General features: G+C 64.9%; 24 protein-coding genes and 1 riboswitch. Of the genes, 16 read left to right on the top strand and 8 right to left on the bottom strand.

The window, feature by feature from the left end:
* Positions 1 to 38: 38 nt before the first annotated feature.
* Positions 39 to 440, top strand: coding sequence for a c-type cytochrome (locus Q9Q79_RS00790; protein WP_062606358.1), 402 nt, complete (start codon positions 39 to 41; stop codon positions 438 to 440).
* Here Q9Q79_RS00790 and Q9Q79_RS00785 read toward each other — a convergent pair.
* Positions 434 to 4,033, bottom strand: coding sequence for a transporter substrate-binding domain-containing protein (locus Q9Q79_RS00785; RefSeq protein WP_111198218.1), 3,600 nt, complete (start codon positions 4,031 to 4,033; stop codon positions 434 to 436). The genes Q9Q79_RS00790 and Q9Q79_RS00785 overlap by 7 nt on opposite strands.
* A 75-nt stretch (positions 4,034 to 4,108) precedes the next feature.
* Between Q9Q79_RS00785 and Q9Q79_RS00780 the strand changes: the two genes are divergently transcribed.
* The 7 genes from Q9Q79_RS00780 to pnuC all read left to right on the top strand — a co-directional run bounded on the left by Q9Q79_RS00780 (position 4,109) and on the right by pnuC (position 12,961).
* The gene (locus Q9Q79_RS00780) at positions 4,109 to 4,747 is read left to right on the top strand and encodes a response regulator transcription factor (protein WP_005407620.1); all 639 of its coding nucleotides are present in this window, start codon (positions 4,109 to 4,111) and stop codon (positions 4,745 to 4,747) included.
* A 378-nt stretch (positions 4,748 to 5,125) separates the two neighbouring features.
* Positions 5,126 to 5,896, top strand: a complete 771-nt coding sequence (locus tag Q9Q79_RS00775) for a hypothetical protein (RefSeq protein WP_111198215.1) — start codon at positions 5,126 to 5,128, stop codon at positions 5,894 to 5,896.
* Positions 5,897 to 6,008: 112 nt separating this feature from the next.
* The gene (locus Q9Q79_RS00770; protein WP_201862202.1) at positions 6,009 to 8,000 is read left to right on the top strand and encodes a peptidoglycan-binding protein; all 1,992 of its coding nucleotides are present in this window, start codon (positions 6,009 to 6,011) and stop codon (positions 7,998 to 8,000) included.
* Between the two features lie 245 nt (positions 8,001 to 8,245).
* Entirely contained in the window at positions 8,246 to 8,653 is a 408-nt protein-coding gene (locus Q9Q79_RS00765) for a glycine zipper 2TM domain-containing protein (RefSeq protein ID WP_014645533.1), read from the top strand.
* 125 nt (positions 8,654 to 8,778) lie between these two features.
* Positions 8,779 to 9,903, top strand: a complete 1,125-nt coding sequence (locus tag Q9Q79_RS00760) for a phosphotransferase (protein WP_201862173.1) — start codon at positions 8,779 to 8,781, stop codon at positions 9,901 to 9,903.
* Between the two features lie 123 nt (positions 9,904 to 10,026).
* Positions 10,027 to 10,122, top strand: a riboswitch (TPP riboswitch).
* 71 nt (positions 10,123 to 10,193) lie between these two features.
* Positions 10,194 to 12,383: a TonB-dependent siderophore receptor gene (locus Q9Q79_RS00755; protein ID WP_201862174.1), complete on the top strand. Its 2,190-nt coding sequence runs from the start codon at positions 10,194 to 10,196 to the stop codon at positions 12,381 to 12,383.
* An 8-nt stretch (positions 12,384 to 12,391) separates the two neighbouring features.
* Positions 12,392 to 12,961 carry a nicotinamide riboside transporter PnuC gene (gene pnuC, locus Q9Q79_RS00750; RefSeq protein ID WP_024956293.1) on the top strand — a complete coding sequence of 190 codons (570 nt, stop codon included), beginning with the start codon at positions 12,392 to 12,394 and terminating at the stop codon, positions 12,959 to 12,961.
* Between the two features lie 104 nt (positions 12,962 to 13,065).
* Here the strand turns inward: pnuC and Q9Q79_RS00745 are convergent, their stop codons facing one another.
* From Q9Q79_RS00745 to Q9Q79_RS00725, 5 genes are all read right to left on the bottom strand, one after another.
* Positions 13,066 to 13,482: a hypothetical protein gene (locus tag Q9Q79_RS00745; RefSeq protein ID WP_201862175.1), complete on the bottom strand. Its 417-nt coding sequence runs from the start codon at positions 13,480 to 13,482 to the stop codon at positions 13,066 to 13,068.
* Between the two features lie 85 nt (positions 13,483 to 13,567).
* Complete coding sequence (locus tag Q9Q79_RS00740; protein ID WP_010487139.1) at positions 13,568 to 14,542, bottom strand: Dyp-type peroxidase; 975 nt, start codon at positions 14,540 to 14,542, stop codon at positions 13,568 to 13,570.
* A gap of 123 nt (positions 14,543 to 14,665) precedes the next feature.
* Positions 14,666 to 15,034, bottom strand: coding sequence for a VOC family protein (locus Q9Q79_RS00735; RefSeq protein WP_010487140.1), 369 nt, complete (start codon positions 15,032 to 15,034; stop codon positions 14,666 to 14,668).
* Positions 15,035 to 15,102: 68 nt separating this feature from the next.
* Positions 15,103 to 15,870: a DUF6597 domain-containing transcriptional factor gene (locus Q9Q79_RS00730; protein ID WP_201862176.1), complete on the bottom strand. Its 768-nt coding sequence runs from the start codon at positions 15,868 to 15,870 to the stop codon at positions 15,103 to 15,105.
* 121 nt (positions 15,871 to 15,991) lie between these two features.
* Positions 15,992 to 16,567: an Ax21 family protein gene (locus tag Q9Q79_RS00725; RefSeq protein ID WP_004134798.1), complete on the bottom strand. Its 576-nt coding sequence runs from the start codon at positions 16,565 to 16,567 to the stop codon at positions 15,992 to 15,994.
* A gap of 374 nt (positions 16,568 to 16,941) precedes the next feature.
* On the opposite strand from Q9Q79_RS00725, the gene Q9Q79_RS00720 reads away from it, so the two are divergent.
* Both Q9Q79_RS00720 and Q9Q79_RS00715 read left to right on the top strand, forming a co-directional pair.
* Entirely contained in the window at positions 16,942 to 17,481 is a 540-nt protein-coding gene (locus Q9Q79_RS00720; protein WP_201862177.1) for a hypothetical protein, read from the top strand.
* 192 nt (positions 17,482 to 17,673) lie between these two features.
* Positions 17,674 to 18,258 (top strand): hypothetical protein, encoded by a 585-nt coding sequence (locus Q9Q79_RS00715; protein WP_201862179.1) that lies wholly within the window; start codon positions 17,674 to 17,676, stop codon positions 18,256 to 18,258.
* Positions 18,259 to 18,439: 181 nt separating this feature from the next.
* Here Q9Q79_RS00715 and Q9Q79_RS00710 read toward each other — a convergent pair whose 3' ends face one another.
* Positions 18,440 to 18,610, bottom strand: a complete 171-nt coding sequence (locus Q9Q79_RS00710) for a hypothetical protein (protein ID WP_201862181.1) — start codon at positions 18,608 to 18,610, stop codon at positions 18,440 to 18,442.
* 539 nt (positions 18,611 to 19,149) lie between these two features.
* Between Q9Q79_RS00710 and Q9Q79_RS00705 the strand changes: the two genes are divergently transcribed.
* The 6 genes from Q9Q79_RS00705 to Q9Q79_RS00680 all read left to right on the top strand — a co-directional run bounded on the left by Q9Q79_RS00705 (position 19,150) and on the right by Q9Q79_RS00680 (position 25,132).
* A complete protein-coding gene (locus Q9Q79_RS00705; RefSeq protein ID WP_201862182.1) occupies positions 19,150 to 20,172 on the top strand; it encodes a hypothetical protein in 1,023 nt (340 codons plus the stop codon).
* Positions 20,173 to 21,490: 1,318 nt separating this feature from the next.
* A complete protein-coding gene (locus tag Q9Q79_RS00700; protein WP_201862183.1) occupies positions 21,491 to 22,081 on the top strand; it encodes a hypothetical protein in 591 nt (196 codons plus the stop codon).
* A 38-nt stretch (positions 22,082 to 22,119) separates the two neighbouring features.
* Positions 22,120 to 22,707 (top strand): hypothetical protein, encoded by a 588-nt coding sequence (locus tag Q9Q79_RS00695; RefSeq protein WP_201862184.1) that lies wholly within the window; start codon positions 22,120 to 22,122, stop codon positions 22,705 to 22,707.
* A gap of 145 nt (positions 22,708 to 22,852) precedes the next feature.
* Positions 22,853 to 23,803, top strand: coding sequence for a DUF2268 domain-containing putative Zn-dependent protease (locus Q9Q79_RS00690; RefSeq protein WP_236672501.1), 951 nt, complete (start codon positions 22,853 to 22,855; stop codon positions 23,801 to 23,803).
* Between the two features lie 212 nt (positions 23,804 to 24,015).
* The gene (locus Q9Q79_RS00685) at positions 24,016 to 24,288 is read left to right on the top strand and encodes a hypothetical protein (RefSeq protein ID WP_010487149.1); all 273 of its coding nucleotides are present in this window, start codon (positions 24,016 to 24,018) and stop codon (positions 24,286 to 24,288) included.
* A gap of 157 nt (positions 24,289 to 24,445) precedes the next feature.
* Positions 24,446 to 25,132 (top strand): hypothetical protein, encoded by a 687-nt coding sequence (locus Q9Q79_RS00680; protein WP_043034949.1) that lies wholly within the window; start codon positions 24,446 to 24,448, stop codon positions 25,130 to 25,132.
* Positions 25,133 to 25,155: 23 nt separating this feature from the next.
* Here Q9Q79_RS00680 and arsH read toward each other — a convergent pair whose 3' ends face one another.
* Positions 25,156 to 25,884, bottom strand: coding sequence for an arsenical resistance protein ArsH (arsH, locus tag Q9Q79_RS00675; protein WP_029380128.1), 729 nt, complete (start codon positions 25,882 to 25,884; stop codon positions 25,156 to 25,158).
* Positions 25,885 to 25,888: the final 4 nt, after the last annotated feature.

Genomic DNA, 25,888 nt, shown 5'->3' with positions numbered 1-25,888 from the left:
AGCCCGTCGCTTGCCACACACCGCTATCCTGCCCGCCCATGCGTGCATCATTCCTGCTCATCGCTGTTGCCGTGGCCCTGGCCGCCACGGCCTGCCGGCGCCCGCCTGCAGCGCCCGCCACGCCGGAACAGGCGCAGCAGCAGGCCATGCAACGCGCGTTCGAGTTGTGTGCCGGCTGCCACACCGTGCAGCCTGGCGGCATCCACCGCTTCGGCCCGAACCTGCACGGCGTGATCGGCCGTCGCGCCGGCAGCCTGCCCGACTACGGCTATTCCGACGGCATGCGCCGCGCCGACATCACCTGGTCCGCGCAGACCCTGGATGCGTTCCTGCAGTCACCCACCCATGTTGTACCGGGCACACGCATGTACAACGCCTTCCCCAGCGCCGAACGCCGTGCGCTGGTGATCGCCTACCTGCAGCAGCAGTCGGCTCAGTGAGCCAGGCGCTGCAACTGCTGTTGCAGCCGCGCCACGAATGCCGCCACCGCGGTGAACAACGGCACCGGATCGGTCTCGGCCGCATCCTGCAGGCGCTCGACCAGTGCATTGGCCTGCGCGGCCAGCACCGTCGCTCCCACCGCGCCCAAGCCACCGGCCTGGCGATGCAGGTGCAGCGCGGCAGCCTCACGGTCGCCGGCCTCCAGCGCGCGCTGCACAGCGGCCAGGTCACCTGCACTGGCCTGCAGCAGGCTGTCGCGCAACTGCTCGGCCACCGCACGTGAGCCGAAGCGCCGCTGCAGGCTGTCCAGATCGGGCAGCGTCCTGTCATCGACGGCAGCGGACTCGGCCAGCGGCTCCTCGAACCGTTGCCCCTGCGCCTGCGGCAACCAGCGCAGCAGTGCCGCGCGCAGTGTCGCCAATGACAATGGCTTGGCCAGCACCTCATCCATCCCGGCTTCACGGCAACGACGTGCATCGTCGTCCAGCACGCTGGCGGTCAGCGCCAGTACGGTCAGCCGCGGCTGGCCGTTGCGGCCTTCGCGTTCGCGCAGCAGGCGGGTGAAGGCGAAACCATCCAGTACCGGCATCCGGCAATCGGTAATGACCAGATCAAAGTGCTCCGATGCCAGGCGATCCAGCCCCTGCTGGCCATCGCCGACCAGCACATGCGGTACACCCAGTTGCTGCAGCCGCCAGGCCATCATCGCCTGGTTGGTCGGATGATCTTCGATCACCAGCACGCGTGCCTGGCGCAGCGCCGGCGGCAGCAGCGCCGCCTGTTCCTGCTCGGCGACCAGCGCTTCAACATCACTGCTGCCGGCTTCCACCAGCGACAGCCGCACCTCGGCGCGGGTGCCCTCGCCCAGCGTGCTGTGCAGTTCCAGCTCGCCGTCCATCATCTGCACCAAGCGCTGGCAGATGCTCAGGCCCAGGCCGGTTCCACCATGGTCGCGCTGGATGTACGCACCGGCCTGGGTGAACGGCGCAAACAGGTGCTGCAGCTGTTCCGGTGCGATGCCGATGCCGGTATCGGTGACGCTCAGGCACAGCGGCTGGCTGCCGTCTTCGGCGGTCGGCCCCAGCACTTCCAGCTGCAGCCGCACTTCGCCGCGCACGGTGAACTTGATGGCGTTGCTGAGCAGGTTGAACACGATCTGGCGCAGGCGCACGCCATCCACTTCGTGCGCGGCTGCCAGCTGCGGATCGATCTGCACGTGCAGGTCCAGCCCACGTGCACTGGCCTGCGCCGACAACAACCGGCACACGCTTTCCAGCAACGGCCGCAGCGGCTGCGGTACCGGCTCCAGCCGCAATGCGTTGGCCTCCAGCCGCGAGTAGTCAAGGATGTCGTCAAGGATCTGCCGGAGCATCTGCGCCGAATCCTCGATCACGCCAAGGATGCGTTTCTGCTCTGCATCCAGCGGTGAGTGCGCCAGCACTTCCAGCATCCCCAGCACGCCACTCATCGGCGTGCGGATCTCATGGCTCATGGTGGCCAGGAAGCGGGATTTCGCTTCGGCCGCCTGCTCGGCCTCGGCCTTGGCTGCGGTCAGGGCATCCGCTTGTGCACGAGCTTCGCTGGCATCCACCCAGTAGCCACTCCAGGTCACCACACCGGCTTCGGCGGCATAGGGTTGCGCCTGGGTGCGCACCCAACGCGGGCCTGCTCCATTGCCCCGCAGGCGGAATTCCAGCATGAGCGGTGCGAACTGGTGCGCGGCCTGTTCGACCGCCTGCAGGATGCGCGCGCGATCGTCCTCTTCGACGCGTTCCAGCAACATCGTGGCGTCCTGCTCAGCCTGCTGCCGGGTGATCCCGAACAGCGCCTGGAGGTCACCGGCAATGAACGGGAAGCGGAGCGTGCCATCGACCTCGCGACGGGCCTGGTAGACCACGGCAGGCAGGTTGTCGGTCACTTCGGCCAGGCGCTGCTCCAGCTGGCGGCGCCCGGCCACCTCGCGGCGCAGGCGCCAGTAGCCGATGCCATGCACCAGCAGCGCGGTCAGCAGCACCAGCAGCAGCGGTACACCCCAGCGCAGCGTGCTTCGCCAGTCGATGCCGTTGTGGTACTCCACCGCCAGCCAGTCGCCGCGCAGCGCTTCGCGCTCGCGTGGCGTCATCTGCAGCAGCAAGCGATCGAAGGTCGTGGCGAGCGCCGCATGCCGGCGCTCCACGGCCAGTGCCAGCTGGTCGTTGAAGCCCGCGGGCGCGGCAACCTGCAGGCGCCCCGGGAAACGCGTGCGCAGCAGGTGGTCGACCAGGGCCAGATTGCCCACGTAGGCGTCGGCCTCACCATCGATCAGGCGTTGCATGGCCTGTTCGGCGCTGCGCGCGGCGACGATCCTGGCCTGCGGCGCCTGCCGCAGCACGTAACCGCGTACGCGCTCCGGATCCGACAGCAGTACGCGCTTGTCCTGGAGGTCGGACAGGCCCAGCAGCGCCGGGCTGTCGTGGCGGCTGACGATCACGTTCGGCACGCTGATGAAGGGTTGGCTGTACACCCAGTCCGGGCCCAGATAGTGCGAATCGACCGGAATGCCCATCACCGCCTGCAACTCGCCGCGGCGCGCCTTCTCGCGCACCTCGTACCAGTCATGGCTGTTCTGCGCCTGCAGGTTGGCACCGGCCTGCATCAGCCGCGCCAGGTACTCGCTGGCCAGGCCGCTGGGCCTGCCATCCTCGTCGGCGAACGACAATGGGGCGGCGTTCGGCGCGAAGCCGATCTTCAACGGCTGTTGCAGAACCCGCTTCTCGGCCTGGCTGAGCGCCAGCTGCGCCGATGCCGACCACTGCGGCAGGGGCAGCCAGCGTTGTGCCAGTGCATCGCGCTGGGCCTGGCTGGTCGCGGCCAGCGCCAGGTCCAGCGCTTCGGCCAGCGGTTGCTTGCTGTTGGGAACGCCGAAGTGCATCCGTTCGGGAGGCAGGTCGCTCGGACGCAGCAGGACGACACCCTGCAGGTGCTGGCGTGCGATCAGTTCGGTGGCAACGTAGGCATTGCCTATGTAGACATCAGCTTTGTCGTCTCTGACCATCTGCAGCGCAGCCAATGAGCTGTTTGCGACAAGCTGCACCGCACGCGGGAAACGTGCCCGCACCTGCGGTCCGGTCAGGAAATCCTGCTCGATGACCACCCGCAATCCGTCCAGGTCGGGCATGTTCGAAGCACGCAGATCGCCCGGCCTCCCCACCAGCGCCAACGGCGCCTCGCCATAGGCAGCGGTATAGACCATGCACCGGGTGCGGTCGGCACTGAGACCGACATTCATTACCACGTCGATCTCGCCACGACAGGCCGCATCCAGCACGGATGTCCAGTCGGAATAACGCCTCGCCTCGACCTTCACACCCAGCTGACGGGCGAGAAGCGACAGATAATCCGGCCCCAGGCCAACCTGCTGGCCATCACGGAGGGACTCGAACGGCGGCCAGCCGCTGTCATACTGGCCCACGACGATGCTTGGATGGGCGGCGAGGTACTCGCGCTGCAGGGGACTGAGCGGCAACAGCCCGGGCACAGCCTGTGCCAGCGCCACGGGCAGCACCAGCACGGCCAGCAGCAGGACCAGCCCGCGAACAGCCCAGCTACGCATCGGCGTCGATCTCCTAGAATCCTGACAGGGCCGCGATGGTCGCGGCCCGGCTTGCCCGGTGGCCATACTAGAGCAATGAGCTTGCGCATCATCATCGCAGACGACCACCCTGTGGTCCGTATCGGTACCCGCGCCGTCATCGAATCGAGCGGGGTCGGCCGCGTGGTCGGCGAGGCTGACAGCGCGCAGGCGCTGATGGCCCTGCTCGGCAGCCAACCCTGCGACCTGCTGGTGACCGACTATTCCATGCCGGGCAGCCCACAGGCCGACGGCTTCGCCATGATCGGCATGATCCGCCGCCGCTTCCCCGACCTGCCGGTGCTGATGCTCAGCGTCTCCAACAACCTGGCGATCCTGCGCATGGTGCTCGACAGCGGCGTGCTCGGCCTGGTCGACAAGAGCTCGTCGATGGACGAACTGCCGCAGGCCATCCAGGCGGTCTATCGGGGCCAGCCCTACATCAGCCGGAGCCTGCGTGAGCGGGTCGAGGCTGCGGGCAGCTGGCGCATGCGCGAGGGCGACGGCAAGCCGTTGTCGCCACGCGAGGTGGAAGTGCTGCGGCTGCTCGGCACCGGCATGACGGTGAAGGAGATCTCGCTGCAGCTGCACAAGAGCGTCAGCACCATCAGCCGGCAGAAAGGCGACGCCATGCTCAAACTGGGCCTGAAGGGCGACGCCGAACTGTTCGACTACCTGCGCGACGGCAAGATCTGAGAACCAGATCACACTGTAAGGGCATCTGTCACCGCCCTCTTTGACCGGCCGCCGTTCTGTGCCAAGATGACCCGGCATGGGTTTTCAATGCGAGGTCGAAGGAATCGACCGGCTCATGTCCTCGCTCCCGTCCCAGGTGGATGGGGTGCGGTTTCCTGCCGGCCGTCTGGCCCGGCAACGCTGACCATGGAGAGGCGCATGCATCACCCCCCCGAGCCATGTTGGACCCTGCCGTTGCGGCCCCTGCGCGCATTCGCGGCGTGCCTGCTCGTCTCTCTTTCCGCTGCGGCCTGCAGCGCCGCCGATCCGGCCCCCTCGTCCTCCCAGCCTGGCGCTCCCGTGCAGGCTGCCGATGCGCCCCGACAGGATGTTGCCCCGATGCAGAACACCTCTCCCGACACCGCCGTCACCCCGCCCGACGCGCCGACCGTCATGTATTTCACCTACCAGGTGGACGGTGATGGCGCGACCTCCTACGAGGTCCAGAACGGCAGCGTGGCGACCTTCTGGTTCGGCCACACCTTCACCCTCGATGGCACCACGTATTACGCGGGTTTCTCCTGGGATACCCGCGAGCACTACGGCAAGCCGGGCGAGCAGTCGCCGGCTGGCCCGGATGATCGCGCCAACCTCGCCGAGGCCACTTTCGTGCTGGCCGGCGCCGACGCGAAGAAGCCATGGAAGTTCCGTGGCCAGGAATGGACCATCGGCGCGCTGGGCGCGTACGACAAGGCCGACGATGTCGATACCCGGCGCAAGCCGCTTGAACATCGCACCGCCGACGGTCGCCTGCTGCTGGCGGTGCCGACCAGCAGCTTCGACCGCGGCATCAGCAGCACCGGCTATGCACTGCTGCTGTTCAACCCCAAGCGCAGCGAAGACGACGTGGACAGCAAGGTCTGGCGCTATGTCGGCTCGGTGCGTACGGGCGAGGACAACAGCGCTGCCTGCGACGAAGGCAACGTGATGCCCTGCACCGACAGCGATGGCGAACTGGCCTTCGCTGCCGACGGCAACGGCCTGCCGCGACTGACCGTGACCTTCAAGGGCACCACCATCGAAGGCCCCGGCAAGACCCGTGCGCTGGGCGCCGGCGACGCCGTGCACTACACCTTCGACAGCGCGACCCAGCAGTACGTCGCGCCCTGATAGCACCCGCCCACGCGCGGGTTTCCTGTTGACCGACATGTTCTTGACTCACGGATGAGTCCGGTTGGCGATTCGCGGCATGCGCCGCTCCATCAACCCCGAGGAAAACGTCATGGCACAGCATGACTACAGCAGAAAGGAAGTCCTGGACATCGTCGAGCAGGTCGCCCGGCAGAAAGGCCTTCCGGTCGATGACTTCATGCGCTTCGCGCACATCGAGACCGGCGGCACCTTCAACGAGCGCGCCCACAACACCTCGTCCGGCGCCAAGGGCCTGTTCCAGTTCGTGCCCGGCTCCGCGCGCCAGTACCACCTGACCGGCCACGAGTTCGACCCGACCCGCAACACCGAAGCGGCCGCACAGATGTACCAGGACAACCTGGACTCGATGGCACGCCGCAACGAGCGCACCGGCCACCCGTACCTGTCCGGAGGCAGTACGCCGACCGGCCTGGACCTGTACCTGGCCCACCAGCAGGGCAGCGCCGGCTATGGCTCGGTGCAGACCGCGATTGCCACCGGCACCTTCGGCGTGGTCCGCAACGGCCACGGCGAAGAGATCAACATGCGCCGCAACGTGCTCAACCAGATCGGTTCCGATGCCAAAGCGCTGACCGGCCACACCCTGGCCGAGATGCGCGGCATGAACGATGGCGACCTGGCGCGGACGTTCTCCAGCTACTACATCCACAAGTACGCGGCGATCAGCATTCCGGAAAAGAACATCGCCCCGCAGACAGTGGCGCCGGGCCAAAGCCAGGCCCCGGCAGCGCCTGCACAGGCCAGCGCAGCCGTGGCGGCGGGTGCAGCCACGCTGGCGGCAACCGCAGCGGCGGCCACCGCGCCGAAGCCGGGCATCGAACTGCACGCCGCCTACGAGGCCGGCGTGAAGTACGACCACGTGAAGTACGCCATCAACATTCCGGGTCACGCGCTGTACGTACCGGGCAAGACCGGCAAGAACGTGGAGCAGGGTTACATCGACTGCTCCGGCTGGGTCGGCACGCTGCAGAACCGCACCATGGACGAGATCAACCAGAAGGCCGGGCATGCGGTCTTCAGCAAGGCCGATCGCATCGACCTGGGCAACCTGGGTTCCGGCGGCATCGTGCGCAAGGCATTCGACCAGTCCGGCGTGCTGCTTGACCGCGACGCGATCCTCAAGCCCGGTGCGCTGAAGGAAGGCATGATCATCGGTCTGGATACGGCCAGGACCCGCCACGAGCACTGGAACGGCATCGACCACATCGTGATGGTGGTGCGCGACCCCAACACCGACAAGCTGCTGATCAGCCAGTCAACCGGCAGCAAGGGCGTGCACACCATGCCGGTCGAGGACTACCTCAAGCAGGTGAAGGACCACCCGAACTGGAAGCTGTACGCCTCCGATCCACTGTCCAAGGCGCGCGACCTGCTGGAAAACCGCACCCCGTCGCATGAGCAGGCCCAGGGCAAGCCTGCCGCCGAGCACAAGGCCGCTGCCACGCCGCACGCCGAACTGTACAAGCAGGGCGCGCACAGCGAAGGCGTGCGCAAGGTGCAGGAACAGCTGGGCCACCTGGGCTACGTCGGTGCCGACGGCAAGCCGCTGGTCGAGGATGGCCGCTTCGGCCGCAACACCGACGCGGCGGTGCGCCAGCTGCAGAAGGACAACGGCCTGGTGGCCGACGGCATTGTCGGGGCGAAGACGCTGGAGGCCATCAAGGAAGCCCGCGAGCGCCCGCTGCTGAACGACGAACGGCACCCGCGCAATCCGCTCTTCATCCAGGCCAGCAAGGGTCTGGAACTGATGCCGGCCGGCACCTTCAAGGATCGCCACGCGCTGGAAAGCGCCGCCGCGGCCCTGACCAAGGAGGCGCATGCCGCCGGCCTGCAGCGCATCGACACGGTGGTGCCCAGCCCGAACGGTGAACGCCTGTTTGCCGTGCAGGGCACGATCGGTGACCCGGCAGCCAGCCGCGTGGCGGTGGAGGCCCGAGCCGCCAGCGAGCAGAGCATCGCGCTCAGCAGCGGTGCCGTGCAGGGCGCGCCTAACGTGCTGCACCAGCAGCAGGACGCCCAGCAGGAGCAGGCCCGGCAGGCACAGAAGGCGATGGGCGTCTGAGCCCGCAACGCCTTGGCAGAGAAGGGAGGGCCACGTCCGCGTGGCCTTTTCCCTTTCTGCCAGCTGAGCGGCCGAGGCCGCTTTCAGCCTTGCTTCATGCCACCTGCCGCTAGATGAATGCGCAAGCCGCACGGTGGACCAGGCAATGTTCCGGCAATGTTGGAACGTCAGCGTGGTCTCCACGGCAGCCGGGGCGCCCGCGCCCTCCCTGCCCAGCGTGGCATGCACCTCACAGGAGAACGAACATGCTCAGTACTTCCACACTCAGCTTCCGTGGTCTGGCGATGGCCCTGGCACTGGTGGCCGGTGTCGCCGTGGTCAGCGATGCCAGCGCGATGTCGAGGAAGGACAAGCGCACCCTGGTCGGCGCCGTGGTCGGTGGCGTGGCCGGCAACCTGCTCTCCAACGGCGATCCCGCTGCCACCGTCGGCGGCGCCGTGGCCGGCGGCGCGATCGGCAACCTGACCACCTCCGACCGCCGCGACCGCCGTTACTACGACAATCGCCGTTACGACGACCGCTACGATCGCCGTTACGACCGTGGCTACTACCGCAGCGGCTACTACGACCGCGGTGATGACCGTCGCTGGCAACGCGAGCGCTACTACGACAACCGCTACTACCACGACCGCGGTCGCCATCGCGGCTGGTAAGCAGCGCGGCATCTTCCATGCCGATGCACGGACGGGCGGGTCGATGACCCGCCCGTTTGCGTTGGCCGCGTGCATGGCGTTGAATGCGCAGCCTTGGATGTGACTTTCCCAACTGGGGCTGCGGCATGACTTCTTCCTCCCACCGCGTGCAGGGCCTCAACAACGACGAGGTCGCTGCCGACTGGCCACCGATCAGCGCGGCGGACATCGCGTGGCTGCGCCAGCACTACCCGCAGCTGGACGAGCGCAGCCAACCGCACTGGCACAGCCCGCGGCCGCTGTCGGCTGCCGCCATCGTCAACGGCGCGAACGGAGCGGTGTTCGTCAAGCGCCATCACCACAGCGTGCGCAGTGCGGCCTGCCTGGAAGAAGAGCACCACTTCATCACCCATCTCGCCGCAGCGGGCGTACCGGTGGTGCAGGTGCTGCCAGCGGCCGATGGCCACACGGCGGCCGAACATGGCGAATGGACGTTCGAGCTGCATGCGATCGGCGTCGGCGAGGACCTGTACCGCGATGCCGTGTCGTGGTCGCTGTTGACCGATGCCGCGCAGGCCCGCGAGGCTGGTCGCATGCTGGCCCGGTTACACCACGCCGCCGCCAGCTACCACGCGCCCCAGCGCAGCACCCATGTGCTGGTCGCGCGCGACGATCTGATCCGTGCCGACGATCCGATCGCGGCCATCAAGGCAGGGCTGCACGAGCGTCCCGGGCTGGCCCGCTATCTCGCGCGCATTCCATGGGAAGCGCAGCTGCAGCGCGACGTGCTGCCGTGGCATGCCGGCCTGGCCGAGCGCCTGCGCGATGAGCCACGATTGTGGGCGCACAACGACTGGCACGTTTCCAACCTGCTGTGGCGCGATGGGCAGATCAGTACCGTGCTGGATTTTGGCCTGGCCTCGCCCACCAGTGCGCTGTTCGACCTCGCCACGGCGATCGAGCGCAACGCGGTGGCGTGGCTGGAACTGGAGCGCGGCATGGAGGCGGTGCGCATCGATATCGCGCTGGCCCTGCTCGACGGCTACCGCCAGGTGCTGCCGCTGTCGGCGGCACGCGTGCACCTGCTGGCCGACCTGCTGCCGATGGTTCATTTCGACTTCGCACTGTCCGAAGTGGAGTACTTCGAAGGGGCCACCGGCTCGACCGCCAATGCCGATGTCGCGTGGCAGCCCTTCATGCTGGGGCATCCGGCGTGGTTCCACAGTGCGCCGGGACAGGCACTGCTGCAGGCGCTGCACGCGGCGGCGTGACCCGGTTGGCGCACCATTGGGGTCAGATCCCTTTCCTGTGGAAAGGGATCTGACCCCGCAGCCTGGACCCCGCAGCCTGAAGGACGCCGGCTCGCAAATCCGTACCATTTGTAGTGAAATGGTCACCTGAAGCGGGGGTGCCTGGATCTGCCAGGCTGAGAGAGTCCCTTGGAACCTGATCCGGTTTGCACCGGCGTAGGGAGCTTTGAGCCGCAGCCACACCCCCATCATGGGCCCTGTGCACCTGCGCGCCGTCGCTTCGTCTCCCTTGTTGTCCGAAGACGAACCGAATGAACCGCTGCCTGCGCCCCACCCTGCTCTCCCTCGCCCTCTGCGCTGCGCTGCCACTGCACGCCAGCGAGGCCGATGCGTCCCCTGATGCGGCTGCCACCGGCGCCGAGCGCTCGCCCACCGAACTGGCGGCGGTACGCGTGCAGGCCGGCAAACCTAAGGCCGATACCTCACGCGTGAACGCCTTCGGTGGCGGCAGCTGGAAGGACACGCCGGCCTCGGTGAACGTGCTCGAGCGCGATTACCTCGACCGTCGCCAGGTGCGTTCGCTGTCCGAGCTGGCCAGCAACGATGCCTCGCTGGGTGATGCGTATGCGCCGGTGGGTTACTACCAGAACGTCGCCATCCGTGGCTTTGCGCTGGACGCCGCCACCGGCTACCGCTTCAACGGCCTGTCCATCGCCGGCGAACAGCGCCTGGCGCTGGAGAACGTGCAGTCGGTGGAGATCCTCAAGGGTGAAGCCGGCCTGGCCGCAGGCGTGATGGCGCCGGGCGGCATCATCAACTACATCGGCAAGCGCCCGGCCGAAGTGCGCACCGCCACGCTCGGTACCGATTCGGAAGGCTCGCGCTACGTCGCCGTCGATGTCGGCCACTGGATCACCCCGCGTTTCGGCCTGCGCCTGAATGCCGCATGGGATTCCAGCAACTCCTATGTCGAGCACGCCGATGGCCGCCGCAATTTCTACTCGCTCGCGGCCGACTGGCTGATCGGCGAACGCGGCAAGCTGGAGGTGGACGCCAATTACCAGACCAGTTCGCAGCGTTCGGTGTCCGGCTACCAGCTGCTGGGCGCACGTGACCTGCCGCGCGGCGTCGACCGCGAACACCTGCTGGGTTACCAGCCGTGGCAGCGCCCGGTGGATATCGCCAGCACCAACATCACCGCGCTGCATACCTACGACTTCAACGAGGCCTGGCAGTCGCGCATCTCGGTCGGCCACAGCCGTTCGGTGATCGATGACAACGTCGCCTTCGCCTACGGCTGCTACTACGCCGTGCTGTGCGCCGATGGCAGCGTGCCGGGCAACTACTTCGCGCCCAACGGCGACTATGACGTCTACGACTACCGCAGCCCGGACGACACCCGTCGCAACCAGCAGGCCCGTGCCGAGCTGCGTGGCCGCTTCGAGACCGGCAGCGTCGGCCATGAGCTGACCGTCGGTGCCGACTACTTCCGCCGCACCGTGGACAAGCGCCCGAGCGTCAACGAGTACGTCGGCACCAGCAACATCCACGAAGCACCGGTGCCGGTATTCGCGCCGTCGCCGAAGATGCCGGGACCGTCCGCACGTCGCCTGGACAGCCGCCAGACCGCGTTCTTCGCGCTGGACCGGATGAGCTTCGGCGATGACTGGCAGTGGCTGGCCGGTGGCCGCTTCGTGCGCCTCGATGAGCGCGCCTACGACAAGCGTGGCACCCCGCAGCGGCACAGCCGCTTGTCGCGCTTCCTGCCGCAGACCGCGGTGGTGTGGAAGGCCACCGACCAGCTCAATGCCTATGCCAGCTACGTGCGCGGCATTTCGCTGGGCCAGGAAGCGCCGTTCTGGACCAGCAACGCCGACACCTTCCTGCCGTCCGTGCAGTCGCGGCAGCTGGAAGTGGGCGTGAAGTACGTGCCGGTCGAAGCGCTGACCCTGGGCGCGGCCGTGTTCCGCATTTCGCAGCCGTACCAGTACGCCAGACCGGACAGCAGCGACGTCGGCTACACCTTCGTCGAGGAAGGCACGCAGACCCACACCGGCCTGGAGCTGACCGCCAACGGCCAGCTGACCGATGCGCTGCAGATCGTGGCCAGCGCCAGCGTGCTGCAGGCGCGCGCGCGCGACACCGGCACGCCGGCCTATGAAGGCCATCAGCTGGTGAACGTGCCGAAGGTGCGCGCCAGCGTGCACCTGGCCTATGCGCTGCCGTTCGTGCAGGGCCTGGACGTGACCGGCGGCTGGCGCTATGCCGGTGCCAACGTGGCCCGCGCCGACGGTGGCGTGCGCGCACCCGACTATTCAGTGTTCGACGCTGGCCTGCGTTTCCAGCATCGCCTGCGCGAGCGCGCAGTGACCTGGAACCTGTCGGTGGACAACGTGTTCAACCGCTTCTACTGGCGCGATACCGGCAGCAGCGGCGGTGACTACTACCTGTTCCCCGGCGCACCGCGACAGGCCCGCCTGTCGGTGACGTTCGCGCTGTGAGCGGCGTGATGCTCGAGTGGACCGCCGCACTGTGCAGCATCCTCGGCGTCTGGCTGATGGCCCGGCGCCGGCTGGCGGCGTGGCCGGTGGGCCTGCTGTCGGTGGCGCTGTATGGCCTGGTGTTCGCCGAGGCCAAGCTGTACTCGGACACCCTGCTGCAGGTCGCCTTCGGTGGTTTCCTGGTCTATGGCTGGCTCAACTGGCGACAGCATGCCGCCGATGAGGGCAGCATCCGCATCGTGCCGCTGGCGCGCGGCACGCTGCTGCGCGACCTGTCCATCGGCCTGTGCGGTGGCGTGGCGCTGGGTGCGGCCATGCACAGCTTCACCGACGCTGCCCTGCCGTGGTTGGATGCGCTGCTGACCGGTCTGAGCCTGGTCGGGCAATGGTGGCAGGCACGCCGCCACGTGGCCTGCTGGTGGGTGTGGATCGCAGTGGACGTGGTCTATGTGGGTGCGTACCTGTTCAAGTCGCTGCACGTGACCGCCGCGCTGTACGTGTTCTTCCTCGGCCTGGCCGTGTTCGGCCTGCGCGCATGGAGCGCCGCCGCTCGCGAGCCACAGGTGGCAACCCGGTAGAGCCACGCCATACGTGGCTGGGCTACCGGTAGTCGCCAACCTTGGTTGGCGTGCGTGCCGACCAAGGTCGGCATCTACCCAGAACATCCACGCATGGCGTGGATCTACTGGGTAAGCACCAAACCCAGCCGCAGCGGCTGGCGCATGTCGGCCGGTGGCGCGGCCTGCAGGGGTGCACTCTGCAGGGTCGCGCGCAGGGCGGCGTCGACCTGGGTATCACCCAGGCTGTCGAATTCTAGCTTCGAAATGCGGCCATCCGCCGCGATCCACACGCTCACCGGCAGCGGCGTCGGTGCGTCCGGATGTGCCTGCAGCCATTCCAGCACGCGCTGCGCCTGCGGGTCCTGCTCCTGCTGCAGGCGCTGCTGCAGCTGGCCCCCCACGGCGGCGGCATAGGCCATCCAGTGTTCAGGAGCTTCCTGCGCGGACACCGCGGCGCTCCCCAGTGCCAGCGCACCGAACAACGCGGCCAGCGGCCGCCACCAGCGGCGTGCGCCGGTTGTGTTCCTTGCCATCGCCATCGCCTGCCTCCTGCACTCGCATCCAACAGCAGATGGTCGAGGCGGTAGATGACAGGCAGATGGCGGTCGCCGATGCCCGGCGCGATCAATCGCCCAGATCGGCCAGCACTTTGCGCGAGGGCGCGAAGAAGGTCACGCCGGTGGTGGCGGTGGAGAAATCGAGGATGCGGTCGTGCAGCGGCGCGGGATTGCCGATGAACATGCGCTCGAGCATCTTCTCGATCACCCACAGGCGGCGGGTGTAACCAATGAAATAGGTGCCGTACTCGCCACGGCCCGGGTTGGCGAACGGCATGTTGTCGCGCAGGATCTCGTGCTCACCGTCGGCGTCTTCAATGGTGCACAGGGTCTTGTGCGACTTCTGCGCATCGGCCGGTGCGTCATCCAGCTCGATGTTGTCGTGCTTGGTGCGGCCGATGATGGCTTCCTGCGCTTCAGTCTTCTGTGCGCGCCAGGCATCAAGGTTGTGCAGGTACTTCTGCACCACCACATAGCTGCCACCGGCATGTTCGGGATCTTCCTCGCCCACGATGGTGGCTTCCGGCAGCGACAGCCCTTCCGGATTGGCGGTGCCATCAACGAAATCGAGCAGATCGCGGCCATCGAAATAACGGAAGCCGGCCACGTCATCGACCGTCTCCACCGCATCGCCGAAGGCCATCAGCAGGTTGCGCTCGAACGCCACGATCAGGTCCATGGTGCGTGCGCGGATGTGATACAGCAGGTCGCCGGGCGTGGACACGGCGGTGTGGGTCGCGCCCTTGATCTCGCGGAACGGCTGCAGCTCACGCGGCGGCGTGGTGCCCACCAGCGGCTTCCACACGCGGTGACCAATGGCCACGTTGCAGGTGAAGGTGCGCTCGATCTCGCGGATGGCGGTGTTCTTGATCAGGTCATCGGTGCTGGCCAGGACCTCGCGTGCCTTCGCGATCGACGCCTCGTCGTCCTTCACCTTCAGCACCAGGAACGCCGCCGAATGGGTCAGTGGCGCAGTGATCTGCTGCGGCTCGTTGTCGAGCGTGTGGTTGAGGGCGGTGATCGGTGCGGGCTGGGAGTTCACGGCGGTTCCTGCTGGCTTGAGGCGGGCGCATCGCGTGTGGCGATGTGCGGGCGATCATAGCGGAACCGACTGACCGGGGACGGAGCGGTTCTCGTTCCGTCCACCAGCGGAGGTACGAAGACCTCAATCCACGTCACTCCAGACCGCCAACTCGTAGCCATCCAGATCGCGGAACTGGAAGCGGCGGCCACCGGGGAACGCGAACACCGCCTGCACCACCTCGCCCCCAGCGGCAGTCACACGCTGCTGTGCATCGGCCAGGTCCGCGCAGTAGAGGATCACCAGCGGCCCGCCGTGGGCACGCACCGGCGCGTCGGCCACGAAGCCGCCTTTCAGGCGGCCATCGTCGAACTCGGTGTAGGCCGGCCCGTAGTCGGTGAAGTGCCAACCGAACACCTCGCCGTAGAAGCGTTTGCTGCGGGCGATGTCGGCGACGTTGAATTCGATGTTGTCGATGCGGCGTTCGGCATCGTGGGGTGCGACGTGGCTCATGGCGTGGCTCCGTGGTGGGAGCCCCAGCTTCAATCAGCGCGGTATCGAGGTCTTGAACGAAACGGCCATCATTGGCCCCACTCCAGACGCAGTTCGCGTGCGGTCATGCCACCCAGCTCACGCGCCTCGCGACTGAGATGGGCCTGGTCGGCATAGCCGGCCTCGGCGGCCAGCATCGCCAGCGAGTGCTGCGGCAGCGCGCGGCTGTGGCGAAGAAAACGTTGCAGGCGCAGGATCCGCTCCAGCGTCTTGGTGCCGTAGCCGAACTGCGACTGGCTGAAGCGCCGCAGGCTGCGCGGACTCAGGCTCAGGCGTGCCGCCAGCGTATCCAGCGTGGCGTCACCAATGGCGAGCGCCTGGAACAGGGCATGTGCACGCTGCGCCGGGGTATCGAGCGCGGACGCACCCATATGCTGTTGCAGGCAGTGCGCCATCCGCTGCAGGCGCTGTGCAGGCGCGGTGTCACCAATGGAGGCCGCCGCCTTGCTCGCCCACGCGCCCTTCAGATCGGCCAGTGGCACGGCCTGGCCGATGATCTCGGCCAGGGGCAGGCCCAGCGCGGCCAATGCCTGGCCGGGACGAAAGCGTGCCCCCAGCACCTGCGCACCGGGTGCCAGCGCCGGGTGCGCGGCCACGCGGTCCGGGCCGACCACGAACAACCCATCGTCGCGCCAGAGGATATCCACGCAGCCATCGGGCAGTACGGTGATGTGCCCATCGGCATCGGCAGGAAGCTGGCTCTGCCACAGCTGGCCAAAGTGGCCGCGCAGCGGCGCAGGCGCCGGATGCTCCTGGTAGGCCGTGCCAGTACCTGCGAGGGGGGAAGAGTCGCCCATGCCGCATTGTCGCGCTACAGGGCCCATAAAAGTGAAGCCCGGCGCGAGGCCGGGCTTCGGTTGGCGTGTGGGAGAGAGAGAGTCACACGCCAGCACAACACGCACTAACGACAGGCGTTTGTTACCAGGTGAAGCGCGGGCCCACGAACCACTCGCGGTCGCCAGCCTTGGCCAGCTTCACTTCGCCGCTCAGGCCCCAGTTCTGGTTGAACTTGGCGGTGGCGCCGACACGGCCGTAGAACTCGCCGTCCGGGTTGTAACCGTGCTTCTTGCTGAAATCTTCGTAGCCGGCCATCACGTAGCCTTCCACGTACGGGTTGAACGCGGTGCGCACGCCCACTTCAGTGGAGTAGCCGTTGAAGTCCAGGCCGCGCTTCTCGTCGTACTTCTGGTACGCAACACGGGCCACCAGATCGGTGTTCGGTGCGATGCCGTAGTTGTAGCCGACACCCAGGCGCCACTGGTCGACGTCATTCTTGAACTTGTCGGTTTCCTGGGCGCTGTAGTCGCCAAAGACGTGGAAGTTCGGGTGCACCGCAACGGAACCCTTCACCTTCCAGCCATCGGCGTCGCCGCCCTTGGCATCGGTGTTCACGTAGCCGCCTTCAACGTAGTTGTACGACAGGCCATCGGTTGCCGATGCAGCGAACGGCAGGGCAGCCAGAAGACCCAGGGCAAGCAGCGAATTCTTGTTCATCGGGACACACCTTTAATTATTTTGGTTTCGTCGACCGCCTCCCGGGAGGGGGAGAGAAAGGAGGCGGTCGACAGGTGTGAATTATCCGTTAGGGGGTCTAATCAACCCTGAATATTGAACTGACTGGTGTATAAATAAGGCTGGCGTTCAGGGAACTCTGCATGGCATTGCTGGGGGAAACGGCATAGTTGGACGCCCGCACGAGCTGGTCGCTGTGTGTTTCTGCGCCCGCAGTAGCTTTACGGAAGAAGCTCGGGGCCCGTCATTAGAAAGGAGTATCTCGCGCCAAGCTCTGGGAAGCAGTCAAGGGCAAAGCTATGAAGATTGAGTTCTTACCGATCGAAGAAGCGATCACGGGAGCATGAGGTGACGCCATGGCAGCCAAGACCCCCGAAGAGATTGCGGACTACGAGGAACGAACGACCGCCTTCGGCCTGCTGCATTACGCACATCAGTACCAACGGGCCTCCACCCTAGTGATGGAGGAGGACAGTAGGTCCGTCGTCCCGTACATGTTGATTGCACACGCGCTGGAGCTGGCCCTGAAGGCATACCTCCGCACCCGTGGCGCCGCTATGGGGGACTTGAAGAAGGCCCGACACAGCCTTTCGAAGCTCCACGATGGCGCCATGAAGAAGGGCCTTGGTACCCTCTGGCCACCTGCGGCTGACATACTGGTGACGCTGCAGATCCTGGAGTCTGCGAACGACCAACAGGCTCTGCGGTACATTGTCACCGGCATAGCTTCCCGACCGAACTGGACGGTCGTCACGGTGCAAGCTGAAGGGATCATCGACGCGTTGAAGGAAATCTGCCTGATCCACACCCTCGGCGAGACCGAAGCAGCAGTCGCGCTGCGGAATCGAGGACGGGCCAACGTGTTTGCCCCTCCTGTCCCGAAGAGCACCCGGTAGCCGCTAGAGCAACCTGCACATGCCTGCTACTGTCCGCTCAGTCACTTCTCCTTCTCGAGGTGCCTACTGAGTTGGTGGGGACGTAAGGCCAAAAACATCAATGGTTAATTTCGTGGTTATTTGACGGCCCGACGAACTAAAGATCGGCTCCACTTAACCGATGTATCTAGTCCAAGACTCGATTTGAGCACCATGCCATACGACTACGAACGTGAGTACACCGCAGCCTGCGAGCAGACAGCAAGCCTGAAATTGCAGGTACCTGTCCTAGGGCATATCTCACCGCGTCAGTTCTCAGACCGACACTGCCACAGGCTGGCCGGACTGGTCTCTGAGTTGGTGCGCGATTTGGAAGCCAAGGACCTTGTAGGCCAGTGTTTTGCTGTTCACTTGGCCGCCGCTCCTTTGATTGAGAAGGAGTTCGGCGTGAAAGCTGTTCCAACCTTCGGCTGGATCAAAGTGGCTGATGAGGAGCTCTTCCACACAGACGAACAGGTCCTCGCCCGCTATCTGGCCGAGGGCGTCCCTAGCCGGATGATGAACCTTCATTGTTGGCTCACGCTTTCATCTTTCGAAATCGTAGACATCACGATCTCCACCTCGATTGCGATCGTCAATGGAACAGAAGAAGGCGTGGGCAACATGCTGGCCAAGCACTGGAGCAGGCTCACCGGTGGCGTTGAGTATCACCCTCAGCTGGTCGGAGAGCAGTACTTGGAGCGAACGGGAATGCTGTTGAATGTACCGCTTCATCAGCTTGCCGCCGGAGAGTGGTGATGAGTGTCAACGGAGGCAGCTACTTCGCTGCCTCCGTTAGATGGATACATCCAGCCACTGTTGATGGACGCTCCAATGGGAGCTGGGAGATCGATGCGGTCCCGCTTCTCCACCTGGACGCTCCCGTGCCATTGACCTGCTACGGACCGCCGGTGCTTGTCTGATGTTTAAAGCTCGGATCTCAGTCGAGCACGTACGCTTCATCAAATTCAGGATCAACCTCGAACGGATCTCGCAAGAAGCGAAGTTCGCCGACATCCTGCGGCAGAGCATTGAGTCTCTCAAGCGACGCATTGATGTCCGAGCATTGCTGAGCACTTAAGAACAGCCGACGATCGTGGAGCCAGTTCATCGAAAGATGATAGTTGTGAGCAGATAGATCTTCGCGGAGGTCCCGCCGTGGGTGGAGTAGGACATCACTGCCAAGGCTAGGGGACTTGGTACATACAACCAAGCAATTGGACACCGTCGCCAAATGAACTGGACAGTGGCGCCAGACTGGGAGCGGCCAAGCGATAATCGTGCGCGCCGGCGTCCTGTCAACGGTTGGCAGGGAATCCTTCCGACAACAGGCATTTCCCTGCTACATCATTGAATTAACTTGTGATGTCAAAGTTCTGCGGGGCATCTCTACGCAGATAACGGCCGCCTAGTCCTGCTTAACCGGGCTTTTCGCCCCACGGCGGTCGAGGTCGGGGTGCTCTGTACCGCTTACCTAAGTAGGATCGAACTTCCGGCGGGATCAGGCGAGATAACTCCAAATTATCCCGCCTTAATTCATGTCGGCCTGGCGGCTCCGACGTAATTACGTGGTACATACCACGGCACGAAATCGTTACCCTGTAGAGCACGATTCCCTGCCAACCTTCTAGGGCACTGGACAGGCAGCAAATGAACCCAAACTACTTGCAGGCCATCTTGGATGGCAACACAACCGAAGCCCAGCGACTCGCCGGATTGATGATGCCGAAGCTGCCGTCCACCACGATCGCTGAAGCGATCGAAACGGCTATGCCGTCTGGATTGAAGTCGCTGCTCAGCCATCGAAGTCAGCTAACGAGTTTCTACGACAGGATCGAGTCCATCGCGCCATTGGCAGCCGCACTGCGCGTGCAAGGTCGCGCCAGCAGTCGGCTTCAAGACGTGAACGACCGCATGCAGTTGCTCCAGGTAATGCTGCCGCAGGCCAAGTTTGCGGGCTTTGTGCAGGCGATGACGATGCCGTCGGCGAGCCTGCAGGAGCAGGTGGAGCGGATCAGTCAACTACTGGGAGAGCCGATCGATGGTGGACGCCCGCCGCCAGACGATCCCAGCGTGGAGGCGATCAATGCCAGTGCGGGGCTCCTGATTGGCGATGAGGTAGTAGCGCACGTCTACAGAAGGGCTGATCCGTACCGCGACGCACAATGGTGGGCATCGCTGTCCCACGATGCCAAGATTCAGATATGGGTGACCATCGTTCTTACCCTGATTCTGTTGTTGCCCCAGATCCCCGGTTACATCAACGACTACCGGGAGTGGCGTGACGGGCCCGATACCATGACCAAGGAGCAAGGCCAGCAAGTAATCGCAGCAACACAGGCCACGAAGGCGACACTGGCAGACCTGGTCGCGCTCGAACGTCAGAGCGCGGCGCGCAATGCCAACTTTCAGCGCGAGAGTATCGCCCTGCAGCGCCAGTCAGCGATGCTATTGGCCCCCTTGGTGGGGCGAATCTGTGAAGTCAGCATTGCTACCTCGGTCCGTGAATTAGGCCCCCAAAGGAAGGTGATACATAGCCTGAATCCTGGGGATCTGGTCCTGTGCATGGCGCATGAGGGCAAATGGCTTCAAGTCGCCTTTGACGACAGCAATGGCGAACGCGTTGATGGCTGGGTCCGCAAGAAGCACATCTCCTCAGATGACGTGCGGTGAACACCACTCGCCTGGCGCTGGGAGCTCACGAGATGCGGTCCCGATTCTGGCTTTTTCCGGTCCGATTCCCTGCCGACCCTGCTGTAGCGGCTTGTGCAGGGTGTAGGCAAGACTTCGCGTTAGAGATTACAGGCGCCGCCGGTGATGCCGGCCGGCGGCCACGCCGCGCATCGACCCGGCGCAGGCCCACAAGACAGATTCAGCGTGCTGTGCCCGCGGGGGCGGCCAAGGGCGGGCGCAGCGGCCGTCGCTGGCTATCCGGATCCACTGAGAGCGCGGCTAGGCGGTAGCCGTACGCGCCGGTGTTCTGCAGCAGCTCGCCGGGGCAGGGCGTGGCGTGGCGTGGCGTGGCGTTAGAGATTGCACGCGCCGCCTACCAACCCGGCACTGGCCCGCAAGACAGATTCAGCGTGCTGTGGCCACGCCGAGGCGGCCGCCTTAGTCTGGCGCTTGGCATCCAAGTGGTTGGCGTGTCGTATTTGAATCCAATCAATTGCCCGAGAAATGGCTGTTCTCGGAACGATTCCCTGCCAATCCGCCATCTGGCCGCAGCGTCCAGTCTGGCACTACTTTCCAGTTCATTTGGCGGCACTGTCCAGTTTGGTTGGCAACAGGTGTCCAGTCAGTTGGCGTTCGTACCTTGGCCCCACGATGCTCGCTTGTAAGAGTAGTGGCGCGACTATGGCGGCACCCTCTCGCCACTGCCCACCACCCGTGGTGGCACCAGAAGGCTCGACCGAGCACGGAAAATCCAGCCCGCCGTCTCCAGCCGTAGTAGCCGAGCTCATCTGGGATTCCTGGCTACGGCTTGGTCAAATCGCTGGTCCACCCAGGTCGCAAGAGTCGATAAGCCTTTGATTTTAGGTAGATTGTCCTGATTTCGTCCGAAATCATTGAATTCAGGACAATTGCTTAATAAACAGGCGGTTAGAAGAAAGTTTGTCGAGTTGCGGCGATTGATTCGGCGGGCACTAGTTCTCCCGCTCGAGCGTCGCTTGAGAGACGGGGTCAAGGACACAAACTATGCAGGTTTACGGTGCCTTGCCAAGGACGATCAAATCATTGATATACATAAACATTTATGGTTGGTGCACACGCTATGCCGGCCAAGGAAGGCATAGTGTGTGCGGCATTTAACTCACACAGCACAGACTTTGCGAAACAAGGCATCACAAACTATGCCGTTCTCCCCACAAGGGCTGAAGCACCGCCGTGCCGATACCACGGTCCCCTCAATTCAAATTTGCAACTTCTTGCATGGCCGGCCGCACGCGCCCTCTCTACCATCCGCGGCCACTTCCCCCTCCGAAGATCGCCCGTGAACCCTGTGCTGCTTGGAAGCCTCCTCTGTGTCGCCTGTCTTGCCCCGGTCGCGGCCATTGCGCAGAACCTCGTCGTCGAGCCCGCTGCCGCGCCAGACGTTGCGTCGCCCAAGACCTACACGAAGGACGGGTTGAAGATGCAGGTGCCCGGGAACTGGACCGTCGTGGAAGACCATCCCGGCGACGGAGAGAACCAGCGGCGTGTGTTCATCGAAGCCGACAAGAACCGTTTCGAAGTATTGAACCTGGATGTCGCGGTCATTCTGATCCACACGAGCGAGACCCTCACGTTGCCGGATTGGGCCGCCTACCTGTACTCGCTGGATGTGGGCGAGAGCGAGAGCTACGGACCGCCCACGTACACGCCCTTCCAGTTGGCGCCAGGCCTGAAGGCCCATGCCACGCAGTTCCAGCACACCGTTTTCGAAGACGACCAACCGTATGCCCGACGCCTGCACGTGCTGGCAGTCAAGCGGTGCGGCCAACAGTGGAACTGCTACGCGTCCACCTGGACGCTGGACGCAAATCGCAAGGCCGCAGAAGCGGGCATGCGAATGATCATGGAAACCGTCACGTTCGCGGATTGAACGCCTCGTGCTGTGCGCACGCCATCCCCGGTACCTGCATGAAACGTAGCCCGAACCACCTGTTGCTTGCCATCGCGCTGATCTTGCCAACGGCTACCATGGCCAGCAGTCACACGCCAGAGCCTGCGCCAAAGGCCGATGTCGCTTCGCCCAAGAGATATCGCATCGATGGGCTGAGGCTGGAGTTGCCGGGAAACTGGTCTGTGGCCCGGGTCGGACTCGACGACGAGACGAACAACCGCTACGTGCGTGTCGAAGCCGATCTGGAGCGGTCTGGACAGATCGCGCTTGAATCAAGAGTGGACGTTGCCTTCGTCGATCAAGCTGCGACGCTGTCGGAGTGGGCGTCTGCTAAGTATGCGTCGCAGCCGGACGTGGCGCTGTTGGGGGCACCCACCTACTCAGCATTCGAGCTTTCACCTACGATCCAGGCCTATGCGACCCGGTTCCGCGACGACCGTTTCCCCGTGGGTCATCCGAATCGTGATCGGCTGCAACTGGTGGCCATACGGGGCTGCGGCCGCGGCTGGTCCTGCTATGCCTCCGCTACTACGGTCGAGGCCAATCGTGAAGCGGCTGAGGCGGGGATTCGCCTGATGCTCGAGTCGATGACCTATACCCTTTGACCGGGATTACCGGGAACTGGAGTCCCGATGCACGCCCTCGCGCCACCGCCGCGCTATCGTAACGGTCTGTGCATGAGGCTGGGGAAACCTGATGAAGCCGTCATCCGCTGAATCGCACGTTGCTCCTGGCCGCCTCTTCGGATTGCTGCGGATGTTGCTGCCCGTACTCCTGCCTGCTTCTGCGCTGCCCGCGCAGGCCGCCGGGCGCGCGCCTGCCGTCGAACACGTGGTCATCCAGACAGAGGATGTCGCGCGCTTCTTCCAGGTGCTCGACGCCAGCAAAGGACGGCCGAGCGCGCAGGATCTGGAACGCCACTACCTGGATCCCGGCAGCAAAGCATTGCACGGTTTCACCGCAAGCCGTATCGGCTCGATGGAGCGGCTGGCCAGGGCCATCCAGGACAAGCCGGCATTGTTTGCGAAAGCGAGAACCTGCGCGACAGCATTGCCATCGATCCGCACGCGCGTCGCCGCTGCCGTCGATCAGCTGGGCGCCTTGTTGCCGTCTGCGCGCTTTCCCCCGGTCACCGTACTGGTGGGCCGCGGCAACAGTGGTGGCGTGACCACCGAAGCAGGCGTGGTCATCGGCCTGGAAGCGCTGTGCAACGCCGACTGGATGCAGGCCGATGTGAGTGACCGCTTCGTGCATCTGATCGCCCATGAGTATGTGCACGTGCAACAGCCTGGTGCACGCGTGGAGGTCGAGCAGCCCACCCTGCTCTATCAGACGCTGCTGGAAGGCGGCGCCGAGTACGTGGCCGAACGGATCTCCGGGCAACCGGCCAACGCGCATCTGCAGCGTTGGACGCAGGGTCGTGAGTGTGCGCTGGAGCGCGCGTTCCTGCAGGACAGCATGGGCACCGATCTTTCGAGGTGGCTGTACAACGGCCCCGGCGACGATGCGCGCCGTGGAGATCTCGGCTACTGGATCGGCTACCGCATTGCCCATGCCTACGTTGCGCGCGCGCCCGACACGCGCAACGCCATCGCCGAACTGCTGAATGTCCAGCCTGGAAACGCTGCAGCGCTGCTGGAAGCAAGTGGATGGCAACCTGCGTGCGGAGCAGGCGAAAGCGCGCAGGCGCAGATACCGTGATGCCGGCTTCATGCTGGTGAATGGGTGATATTGAACAGGCACAAGGCGCTTGGCCGGCGCAGATCAGCTCGCCTGATCCCGCTTGTTAAGGTTTGTTGATTTACAGGCCTTCACAGCCCATCCACGTACTCAAATTCCAGCTGAAAGCGCTTGGTAGCGACGGGAACAAACGCCGCTATATTCCAGCTTCCCCAGACGAAGGAGGGAGTGCAATGAACCTGAACCCGCAACACATGAAGACGGCCCGCGCACTTGCTGTAGCGCTCATCGCCACCGTCAGCCTTGGCGCCTGCGCCTCTTACAAGAACGAGTTTGCAACCATCAACTCGCGTCTCGATCAGCTCGACGTCAAGGTGCAGGGTGCTGCGCAGAGTGCGGAATCCGCCAACCAGTCCGCACAGCAGGCCAACCAGCGTCTGGACCAGATCGAAGGCCGCGTGCAGCAGCTTGAAAGGGCACCGGCCGGCCGCAAGCCGCGCGGGTAATCGCTCCCTCACTGCTTGAATTGATCCATCTCTGTATCGGGAACCAGTGGCCTTCGCCGGCCACTGGCGTCCTTCCACCCAAGACTGCATTGCAAGGAGCCGTCCCATTCGTACCTACTCCTCCCCTGCACGCCGCGCCCTCCATGCCGCACTGGCCATGGCACTGGTCGTTGCGTGCAGCGGCGTAGCCAACGCCAGGGACAAGGACGCACCTGCATCACCGGTAGCCGCCGTTGATGAACTTCCGGCTGACCAGAGCGTGTCCGAAACGGTGATCGAGCTGGCCGGCTGGGTCGTCGCCAGCAAGGACAACCAGGGCTATCCGTTCGCAGTCATGGACAAGGCGGCGGCGCAGGTTCTGATCTTCAGCGGCGACGGCAAGCTGCGTGGCGCGGCACCGGCGCTGTTCGGTTCGGCCATCGGCGATCATTCCGCACCCGGCGTCGCCAAGCTGGCACTGAGTGCGATTCCCGGCCACGACCGCACCACGCCGGCCGGCCGCTTCATCGGTGGCTACGGCCCCTCCGACGATGCCGGGCGCGTGCTGTGGGTGGATTACGATTCCGCGGTTTCAATGCACCCGCTGCCGCCGGGCAGCCCGAAGGAAAAGCGTGCCGAACGACTGGCATCGCCCACGCCGGACGACAACCGCGTCACCCACGGTTGCATCAATGTCTCGCCCGCGTTCTACGGGCAGATCGTGCAGCCCATGTTCGAGAAGGGCGGCGTGTTCTACATCCTGCCGGACAAGGATTCGATCGCGAAGACCTTCCCGGAGTTCGCGCAGAGCCGCGGGGATGCGAAGGACGAAGACGAGAAGGGCGCGCGGCGCGCAAGCAAGTAATACGCTCGTCGGCAGATTGGAATTCAGGAAGCCGCAGCCCCTGCGGCCCGCGCCAATACCGCGGCATGCGCGTCGCCCTTCCGCTCGCTGTAGCGGTCCACCAGGTAGTCCGACCGCCCTCGCGTCAGCAGCGTGAACTTCACAAGCTCCTCCATCACATCCACCACGCGGTCGTAGTACGGCGAGGGCTTCATGCGCCCATCGTCATCGAATTCCTGCCAGGCCTTGGCCACCGATGACTGGTTGGGGATGGTCAGCATGCGCATCCACCGGCCGAGCACGCGTAGCGTATTGACGGTGTTGAACGACTGCGAGCCACCGCTCACCTGCATCACCGCCAGCGTCCTGCCCTGCGTGGGCCGCACGCTGCCATCTTCCAGCGGCAACCAGTCGATCTGGTTCTTGAACACGCCGGTGACCGTGCCATGCCGCTCGGGGCTGACCCAGACCTGGCCTTCCGACCACTGCGACCACGCACGCAACCGCTGCACTTCAGGGTGGCTCGTGTCCACGCTGTCGAGCATGGGCAGCGCATGCGGATCGAACATGCGGGTTTCGCACCCCAGATGGCGCAGCAATCGCTCGGCTTCCAGCGCCAGCTTGCGGCTGAACGACTGCGGCCGCAGCGAGCCGTAGAGCAGGAGGATGCGTGGCGGCCCCAGATCTGCCGCGGCGAGCTGGTGATGATTGGGCTGGGGCAATGACGATTCCACCAGATTGGGCAGATCAGGGCTTGTGATTGGCTTATTCATTCGA

The organism is Stenotrophomonas sp. a6 (assembly GCF_030913325.1).
Classification (GTDB): Bacteria; Pseudomonadota; Gammaproteobacteria; order Xanthomonadales; family Xanthomonadaceae; genus Stenotrophomonas; species Stenotrophomonas maltophilia.
Note: the sequence above shows the minus strand (reverse complement) of the source record. Positions and strands in the feature narration are given on the sequence as shown.

Excerpts from the sequence above, each read along its gene's own strand:
- Q9Q79_RS00790 (WP_062606358.1), top strand. The coding sequence starts at position 39 with ATGCGTGCATCATTCCTGCTCATCGCTGTTGCCGTGGCCCTGGCCGCC.
- Q9Q79_RS00785 (WP_111198218.1), bottom strand. The coding sequence starts at position 4,033 with ATGCGTAGCTGGGCTGTTCGCGGGCTGGTCCTGCTGCTGGCCGTGCTG.
- Q9Q79_RS00780 (WP_005407620.1), top strand. The coding sequence starts at position 4,109 with ATGAGCTTGCGCATCATCATCGCAGACGACCACCCTGTGGTCCGTATC.
- Q9Q79_RS00775 (WP_111198215.1), top strand. The coding sequence starts at position 5,126 with ATGCAGAACACCTCTCCCGACACCGCCGTCACCCCGCCCGACGCGCCG.
- Q9Q79_RS00770 (WP_201862202.1), top strand. The coding sequence starts at position 6,009 with ATGGCACAGCATGACTACAGCAGAAAGGAAGTCCTGGACATCGTCGAG.
- Q9Q79_RS00765 (WP_014645533.1), top strand. The coding sequence starts at position 8,246 with ATGCTCAGTACTTCCACACTCAGCTTCCGTGGTCTGGCGATGGCCCTG.
- Q9Q79_RS00760 (WP_201862173.1), top strand. The coding sequence starts at position 8,779 with ATGACTTCTTCCTCCCACCGCGTGCAGGGCCTCAACAACGACGAGGTC.
- Q9Q79_RS00755 (WP_201862174.1), top strand. The coding sequence starts at position 10,194 with ATGAACCGCTGCCTGCGCCCCACCCTGCTCTCCCTCGCCCTCTGCGCT.
- pnuC (WP_024956293.1), top strand. The coding sequence starts at position 12,392 with ATGCTCGAGTGGACCGCCGCACTGTGCAGCATCCTCGGCGTCTGGCTG.
- Q9Q79_RS00745 (WP_201862175.1), bottom strand. The coding sequence starts at position 13,482 with ATGGCGATGGCAAGGAACACAACCGGCGCACGCCGCTGGTGGCGGCCG.
- Q9Q79_RS00735 (WP_010487140.1), bottom strand. The coding sequence starts at position 15,034 with ATGAGCCACGTCGCACCCCACGATGCCGAACGCCGCATCGACAACATC.
- Q9Q79_RS00730 (WP_201862176.1), bottom strand. The coding sequence starts at position 15,870 with ATGGGCGACTCTTCCCCCCTCGCAGGTACTGGCACGGCCTACCAGGAG.
- Q9Q79_RS00725 (WP_004134798.1), bottom strand. The coding sequence starts at position 16,567 with ATGAACAAGAATTCGCTGCTTGCCCTGGGTCTTCTGGCTGCCCTGCCG.
- Q9Q79_RS00720 (WP_201862177.1), top strand. The coding sequence starts at position 16,942 with ATGGCAGCCAAGACCCCCGAAGAGATTGCGGACTACGAGGAACGAACG.
- Q9Q79_RS00715 (WP_201862179.1), top strand. The coding sequence starts at position 17,674 with ATGCCATACGACTACGAACGTGAGTACACCGCAGCCTGCGAGCAGACA.
- Q9Q79_RS00710 (WP_201862181.1), bottom strand. The coding sequence starts at position 18,610 with ATGAACTGGCTCCACGATCGTCGGCTGTTCTTAAGTGCTCAGCAATGC.
- Q9Q79_RS00705 (WP_201862182.1), top strand. The coding sequence starts at position 19,150 with ATGAACCCAAACTACTTGCAGGCCATCTTGGATGGCAACACAACCGAA.
- Q9Q79_RS00695 (WP_201862184.1), top strand. The coding sequence starts at position 22,120 with ATGAAACGTAGCCCGAACCACCTGTTGCTTGCCATCGCGCTGATCTTG.
- Q9Q79_RS00685 (WP_010487149.1), top strand. The coding sequence starts at position 24,016 with ATGAACCTGAACCCGCAACACATGAAGACGGCCCGCGCACTTGCTGTA.
- Q9Q79_RS00680 (WP_043034949.1), top strand. The coding sequence starts at position 24,446 with ATGGCACTGGTCGTTGCGTGCAGCGGCGTAGCCAACGCCAGGGACAAG.
- arsH (WP_029380128.1), bottom strand. The coding sequence starts at position 25,884 with ATGAATAAGCCAATCACAAGCCCTGATCTGCCCAATCTGGTGGAATCG.